Below are 6,742 nucleotides of genomic sequence, written 5' to 3' on the forward strand. Positions count from 1 at the left end.
CTCCCGCCCCGCGCGCCACCCGCCCGCTGCTCCTCGGCACGTACACCTCCGAGGCGGGAGGCGGCACCGGCATCGGCACCGCCGCATACGACACGGTCACCGGCGCGATCACTCCGGGCCCCGTGATCACCGGCGTCGACAACCCCTCCTACCTGGCCCTCCACCCCTCCGGCTCGACCGTCTACGCGGTCGCCGAGCAGGACGCGGGCGCGGTCACCGCCGTGCGACTCGCGCCGGACGGCACGTACGAGGTGCTCGGCAGCCGTCCCACCGGCGGCGCCGGGGCCACCCACCTCTCCGTCCACCCGTCCGGGCGCTGGCTGCTCAGCGCGAACTACGGCTCCGGCAGCGTCGCCGTGCACCCGATCGCGGCGGACGGCTCGCTGGGGGAGCGCACCGACCTGGTCACCCACAGCTCCCCGCCGCCCGGACCGGGCCAGGGCGGGCCGCACGCCCACCAGATCGTCGCCTCGCCCGACGGCGGCCACGTCCTCGCCGCCGACCTGGGCACCGACACCGTGTACACCTACACGCTGGACGAGTCCGCCGGGACGCTCACCGAGGTCTCCCGCGCCGCCCTGGCGCCCGGCTCCGGCCCTCGTCACCTGGCCTTCCACCCCGGCGGGCGCTTCGCCTACCTGGCCTGCGAGCTGGACAACACCCTGGTCGTCTGCGCGTACGATCCCGCCACCGGCGCCCTCACCCCGGGGCCCGGGCAGTCCACCGGTACGGGATCCGCCACCGGCTACCCCTCCCAGCCGGTCGTCACCGGCGACGGGGCGTACGTCTACCTCGCCAACCGGGGCCCCAACAGCCTCACCCGTTACGCCGTGGAGGACGACGGGGCGGCCCTGCGGCTGCTGGGCACCGTGCCCGTCGGCGGCGACTGGCCCCGGCAGCTCGCCCTGTCCCCGGACAGCTCCCTCCTCTTCGCCGCCAACCAGCGCTCCTCCACCGTCACCGTCTTCGGTATCGGCCCCGACGGCTGCCTCACCGCCGCCGGCGACCCCTTCCCCGCCCCGGTCGCGGTCTGCGTCCTGCCGCTGCCGTGACCTCCGCCGTACGGGGCCCCGCGCACATCGGGGGCGGGGCCCCGGGCAGCGGTTACAGTCGTGGCCGAGCCGCGCGCCCGCACCCGCGGCGAGGACATCAGGGAGGCACAGTGCGCTTGAGGGTGGAATTCACCACCGAGCCCTTCGATCTCGACGAGGCGCCCACCCACGCGGTGGTGGCCCGGGAGGTGATCCAGGGCGCCGAGCTGGACGCCGTCGACGTCGGCCCCTTCGGCAACACCGCGGAAGGGGGCGCGGACGAGGTGCTCACCGCCGTGGACTCCCTGCTGCGCCAGGCCCTCGCCTCCGGCGCCACCCGGGTCTCGCTCCAGGTGAACGTGATCGAGGAGGAGATCCGGTGACCGAATCCGCCGATCACGCTCCGGTCACCGTCGACCACCCCTTCGTATCGGCCGTCAAGCCGCTCGTCGACGCGATGGGCGCCGAGCTGCTGGGCCCCGAGCAGGCCCAGCCGGACGATGTGGTGCTCGCCTGGGAGGGCCAGGACGTCATAGCCGTACGCCTGCCCCAGCTCTCCGACTCGCTGGACCACATCCTCGCGGCGATGGAGCGACGGCACGGGATGCCGCTCGCCGACCTGGACCGTAAGGCCAAGCAGAGCGTCGTCCGGACCCTGGAGGCACGCGGTGCCTTCTCCGTACGGCACGGAGTGGAGACCGTGGCCGGCGCCCTGGGCGTCTCCCGGTTCACGGTGTACAACTACCTGAACCGGGAACATACGGCCAAGGGTGAGTAGTTGGCCGAACGCGCAGGAAAGCCGCCGTCCGCATGCCGGGACGGCGGCTTTCTTCGTTCGCGAGATTTCAACAAAGTGTTGACGTCGTGTTGCGGAGGGCGTTAGCTATCCGCAGCCCGAACAACGCACAGCGAAAAACAGCCACGGAGGCTCCCGTGACTTCGAGCTCCACACCGGGCCTCACCCGGTTCAACACCCTGGCGGACGGCGAGGCCACCCCCGCACTGCACGAGGTGTGTGCCAGTGCGACCTGGGGAAACAGCATCCTCGCCGGGCGTCCGTACGCCACCGAAGAAGCCCTGCTCGCCGCGAGCGACGCCGCCACGGCGCAGCTCACCGCGGCGGACCTGGCCGACGCGATGGCGGGCCACCCGCCGATCGGCCGCCCGAAGCCCGGCGACCCGACCTCCTCCCGTGAGCAGCGGGGGATGGCCGGCGCCTCCGAGGAGCTCAAGACCGAGATGCTCGAACTGAACCTGGCCTACCAGGAGCGGTTCGGACATGTCTTCCTGATCTGCGCCACCGGCGCCACCGGTGAGCAGATGCGCGACGCGGTGAAGTCCCGGATCGGGAACTCGCCCGAGCAGGAGCAGGAGATCGTGCGCACCGAACTGGGCAAGATCAACCGCATCCGGCTGACCCGTCTCGTGACGGAGGCCCTCGCAGAGGACGCCCCCGCACAGGACTCTTGAGATCTAGGAGAGTGACGGTCTTGAGTACCGACACGACCGCATCGGTGTCCACCCACATCCTGGACACCAGCATCGGCCGCCCCGCCGCGTCCGTCGCCGTCTCGCTCGCCGCCCGCAGCGGAAGCGACGCGCCGTACGTCACGCTCGGAGCGTCCGCGACCGATGCGGACGGGCGCTGCAAGGACCTGCCGGCGCTGCCGGAGGGAACGACCCACGTGCGTCTCGAATTCGACACCGAGACGTACTTTTCCAAGAAGCAAGCCGAGGCGCAGCAGGACGCCCCCCGCGTAAGGGACAGCGGCGCGTTCTTCCCGGAAGTGACGATCGCCTTCGCGGTCGTGCCGGGCGAGCATTACCACGTACCGCTGCTGCTCAACCCGTTCGGCTACTCCGTTTACCGAGGGAGCTAGCACCGACATGCCCACGATTCTCGGCCAGAACCAGTACGGCAAAGCAGAGAACCGCGTCGTAAAGATCACGCGGGACGGCGACACCCACCACATCAAGGACCTGAACGTCTCGGTCGCCCTTTCCGGCGACATGGACGACGTGCACTACTCCGGCTCCAACGCCAACGTCCTGCCGACCGACACCACCAAGAACACGGTGTTCGCGTTCGCCAAGGAGCACGGGATCGAGTCCGCCGAGCAGTTCGGCATCCACCTCGCCCGGCACTTCGTCTCCTCGCAGGAGCCGATCCACCGAGCCCGGATCCGGATCGAGGAGTACGCCTGGGAGCGCATCGCGACCTCCGACGGCAACTCCAAGTTCATCGGCGCCGACGAGGTGAAGCACTCCTTCGCCCGCAAGGGCATGGAGACCCGCGTCTCCCAGATCACCTACGACGGTGAGAACTGGGAGGTCATCTCGGGCCTCAAGGACCTGACCGTGATGAACTCGACCAACTCCGAGTTCTGGGGCTACGTCAAGGACAAGTACACGACGCTCAAGGAGGCGTACGACCGCATCCTGGCGACGGACGTCTCCGCCCGCTGGCGCTACAACTGGACCAGCGACGAGCAGCGCATGCCGAACTGGGAGAAGTCCTACGAGCAGGCGCGCAAGCACATGCTCCACGCCTTCGCCGAGACGTACTCCCTCTCGCTCCAGCAGACCCTGTACCAGATGGGTTCGCGCATCATCAACAGCCGCAGCGAGATCGACGAGATCCGCTTCTCGCTGCCGAACAACCACCACTTCCTGGTGGACCTCGAACCGTTCGGCCTCAAGAACGACAATGAGGTCTACTTCGCGGCGGACCGTCCCTACGGTCTGATCGAGGCCACCGTGCTCCGGGACGGCGTCGAGCCGAAGATCCCGGTCGACATGACCAACCTCTGACGCGGCACTGAACCGGCCGCCGTCCGCCCGCAGACGGGCGGCGGCCGGTCATCCCGGAGGGAACACCCATGGCACAGCCTGCAACGGGGCCGGCCGAAAGCCCAGGCAAAGCCCCCTCGAAATCCCTCGCCGACCCCGCAGTTCACCCGGTCGACGAGAAGCTTCCCCCCGCGCGGCTCGTCCCCGCCGCGCTCCAGCACATCGCCGCCATGTACGCGGGCGTCGTCACCCCTCCGCTGATCATCGGCCAGGCCGTCGGCCTGGACACCGCCGGCATGACCCGGCTCATCGCCGCCAGCCTCCTGATCGCCGGTCTCGCCACCATCCTGCAGACCGTCGGCCTCGGCCGCTTCGCCGGAAACCGGCTGCCCTTCGTCAACGCCGCCTCCTCTGCCGGGATCGCGCCGATGCTCGCCATCGCCGAGACCAGCGCACCGGGCCACCAACTCCCCGCGATCTACGGGGCGGTGCTCGTCGCGGGAGTGTTCTGCCTGGCCGTCGGACCGTTCTTCGGCCGGCTGCTGCGCTTCTTCCCGCCGCTCGTCACCGGCGTGGTCATCACCCTCATCGGCGTCACCCTCATGCCCGTGCCCGTCGCCTGGGCGCAGGGCGGCGACGCCACCGCCGACGACTTCGGCGCCATGAAGTACCTGGCGCTGGCCGCCTTCACTCTCGTCGTCATCCTGCTCGTCCAGCGCTTCGGCCGCGGCTTCCTCAAGCAAGTCGCCCTGCTGGTGGGCATGTTCGTCGGCACGCTCGCCGCGATCCCGTTCGGACTCGCCGACTTCTCCGCGCTGAAGTCCGCGCCGCTCGCCGCCCTGCCGAGCCCCTTCGCCTTCGGCGCGCCGGAATTCCAGCCTGCCGCGATCCTCTCGCTCTGCATCGTCATGCTCGTCCTGATGACGGAGTCCTCCGCCGGGATGCTCGCCCTCGGCGAGATCTGCGAGCGCCGTACCGACGGGCGTACGATCACCCGCGGCCTGCGCACCGACGGCATCGCCACCCTCCTCGGCCCGGTCTTCGGCGGGTTCCCGACCAGCGCCTTCGCCCAGAACGTCGGCGTCGTCTCGCTGACCCGGGTGCGCAGCCGGTACGTCGTCGCGGCAGCCGGCGGAGCCCTGCTGATCCTCGGCGCCTTCCCGGTGCTCGGCGCGGTCGTCTCGCTCGTGCCGATGCCCGTGCTCGGCGGCGCCGGCATCGTCCTCTTCGGCTCCATCGCGGTCAGCGGCATCCGCACGCTCTCCGAGGCGGGCCTCGACGACAGCTCCAACATCATCCTGGTGGCCGTCGCGCTCGGCGCGGGCATCATCCCGCTCGCCGCGCCCACCTTCTACGCCGGTTTCCCGGCCTGGGCGCAGACCGTCCTCGGCTCCGGGATCAGCGCGGGAGCCCTGGTCGCGGTCGTGCTCAACCTGTTCTTCCACCATCTCGGCACCCACAGCCGTAACGCTGTGGCACTCAAATCCTCCTAGGGTCCTGCCGTGCCCACATCGCCACAGAGAGAAGAAGGAAGCGCCATGGCAGCTTCGGCAGACCCTCAGCGCATCGTCATCGAGAACTGTTCGATCGCCACCGTCGACGCCCAGGACACGGAGTACGCCTCCGGGTACATCGTCGTGGCGGACAACCGCATCGAGTCCGTCGGCGCGGGCAAGGCCCCGGAGGGCCTCGCCGGTGTCGTCCGGCGCATCGACGGCACCGGGCACCTCGCCACCCCCGGCCTGGTCAACACCCACCACCACTTCTACCAGTGGATCACCCGGGGCCTGGCCACCGACCACAACCTCTTCAACTGGCTGGTCGCCCTCTACCCGACCTGGGCGCGCATCGACGAGCCGATGGCCCGCGCCGCCGCGCAGGGCTCACTCGCCATGCTGGCCCGCGGCGGTGTCACCACCGCCATGGACCACCACTACGTCTTCCCGAAGGGCTCCGGCGACCTGTCCGGCGCGATCATCGGGGCCGCCCGCGAGATGGGCGTACGGTTCACCCTCGCCCGGGGCTCGATGGACCGCAGCGAGAAGGACGGCGGCCTGCCCCCGGACTTCGCCGTCGAGACCCTGGAGGGCGCGCTCGCCGCCACCGAGGCGACGATCGACGCCCACCACGACGCCTCCTTCGACGCGATGACGCAGATCGCCGTCGCGCCCTGCTCGCCGTTCTCGGTCTCCACCGAACTGATGCGCCAGGGTGCCGAGTTGGCACGTAGGAAGAGCGTACGCCTGCACACGCACGGCTCGGAGACCGTCGAGGAGGAGCAGTTCTGCAAGGAGTTGTTCGGGATGGGCCCGACCGACTACTTCGAGTCGACCGGCTGGCTCGGCAGTGATGTGTGGATGGCCCACTGCGTCCACATGAACGACTCGGACATCGCCGCCTTCGCCCGTACGGGAACCGGCGTCGCCCACTGCCCGTCCTCCAACGCCCGCCTCGCCGCCGGTATCGCCCGGGTCCCCGACATGCTCGCCGCCGGCGTGCCCGTCGGCCTCGGGGTGGACGGCACCGCCTCCAACGAGTCCGGCGAACTCCACACCGAGCTGCGCAACGCGCTGCTCATCAACCGCCTCGGCGCCCACCGCGAGGCCGCCCTGAACGCCCGTCAGGCCCTGCGCCTCGGGACCTTCGGCGGGGCCCAGGTCCTGGGCCGCGCCGACCAGATCGGCTCCCTGGAGGCCGGCAAGCTCGCCGACCTCGTCCTCTGGAAGCTGGACACCCTGGCCCACTCCTCGATCGCCGACCCGGTGACCGCGCTCATCTTCGGCGCGGCCGCCCCGGTGACCCTCTCCCTCGTCGACGGCAAGCCGGTCGTCGAGGGCAACCACCTCACCACGGTGGACGAGGACGCCATCGCCCGCGTCACCCGCGACGAGGCCCGCCGCCTCGCGCAGATCGCCGCCGGA

8 protein-coding genes are annotated in these 6,742 nt (G+C 70.5%); all 8 read left to right on the top strand.

Annotated features, from left to right (window positions below):
• Nucleotides 1-1,052 (top strand): lactonase family protein (locus tag D3105_RS31140; RefSeq protein WP_133305729.1); only part of this gene is annotated, 1,052 nt, incomplete at its 5' end.
• Nucleotides 1,053-1,162: 110 nt separating this feature from the next.
• Complete coding sequence (locus D3105_RS31145; RefSeq protein ID WP_006128581.1) at nucleotides 1,163-1,414, top strand: hypothetical protein; 252 nt, start codon at nucleotides 1,163-1,165, stop codon at nucleotides 1,412-1,414.
• Nucleotides 1,411-1,809 carry a helix-turn-helix domain-containing protein gene (locus D3105_RS31150; RefSeq protein ID WP_118906244.1) on the top strand — a complete coding sequence of 133 codons (399 nt, stop codon included), beginning with the start codon at nucleotides 1,411-1,413 and terminating at the stop codon, nucleotides 1,807-1,809. Before D3105_RS31145 ends, D3105_RS31150 begins: the two co-directional genes overlap by 4 nt.
• 155 nt (nucleotides 1,810-1,964) lie before the next feature.
• Nucleotides 1,965-2,501, top strand: coding sequence for a 2-oxo-4-hydroxy-4-carboxy-5-ureidoimidazoline decarboxylase (uraD, locus tag D3105_RS31155; protein ID WP_093813441.1), 537 nt, complete (start codon nucleotides 1,965-1,967; stop codon nucleotides 2,499-2,501).
• Between the two features lie 20 nt (nucleotides 2,502-2,521).
• Nucleotides 2,522-2,911: a hydroxyisourate hydrolase gene (uraH, locus tag D3105_RS31160; protein WP_032768082.1), complete on the top strand. Its 390-nt coding sequence runs from the start codon at nucleotides 2,522-2,524 to the stop codon at nucleotides 2,909-2,911.
• A gap of 7 nt (nucleotides 2,912-2,918) precedes the next feature.
• Nucleotides 2,919-3,842, top strand: coding sequence for a factor-independent urate hydroxylase (gene pucL / locus D3105_RS31165; protein WP_032767945.1), 924 nt, complete (start codon nucleotides 2,919-2,921; stop codon nucleotides 3,840-3,842).
• A 68-nt stretch (nucleotides 3,843-3,910) separates the two neighbouring features.
• Nucleotides 3,911-5,314 (top strand): nucleobase:cation symporter-2 family protein, encoded by a 1,404-nt coding sequence (locus tag D3105_RS31170; RefSeq protein WP_118906245.1) that lies wholly within the window; start codon nucleotides 3,911-3,913, stop codon nucleotides 5,312-5,314.
• 45 nt (nucleotides 5,315-5,359) lie between these two features.
• The coding region (locus D3105_RS31175) for an 8-oxoguanine deaminase (protein ID WP_118906246.1) at nucleotides 5,360-6,742 on the top strand (1,383 nt) is incomplete at its 3' end.

This window comes from Streptomyces globisporus (assembly GCF_003501885.1).
In the GTDB taxonomy this organism is placed as follows: Bacteria; Actinomycetota; Actinomycetes; order Streptomycetales; family Streptomycetaceae; genus Streptomyces; species Streptomyces globisporus_D.

Bases quoted from the DNA above. Each gene is read 5' to 3' on its own strand.
- pucL (WP_032767945.1), top strand. From the start codon at position 2,919: ATGCCCACGATTCTCGGCCAGAACCAGTACGGCAAAGCAGAGAACCGC.
- D3105_RS31170 (WP_118906245.1), top strand. From the start codon at position 3,911: ATGGCACAGCCTGCAACGGGGCCGGCCGAAAGCCCAGGCAAAGCCCCC.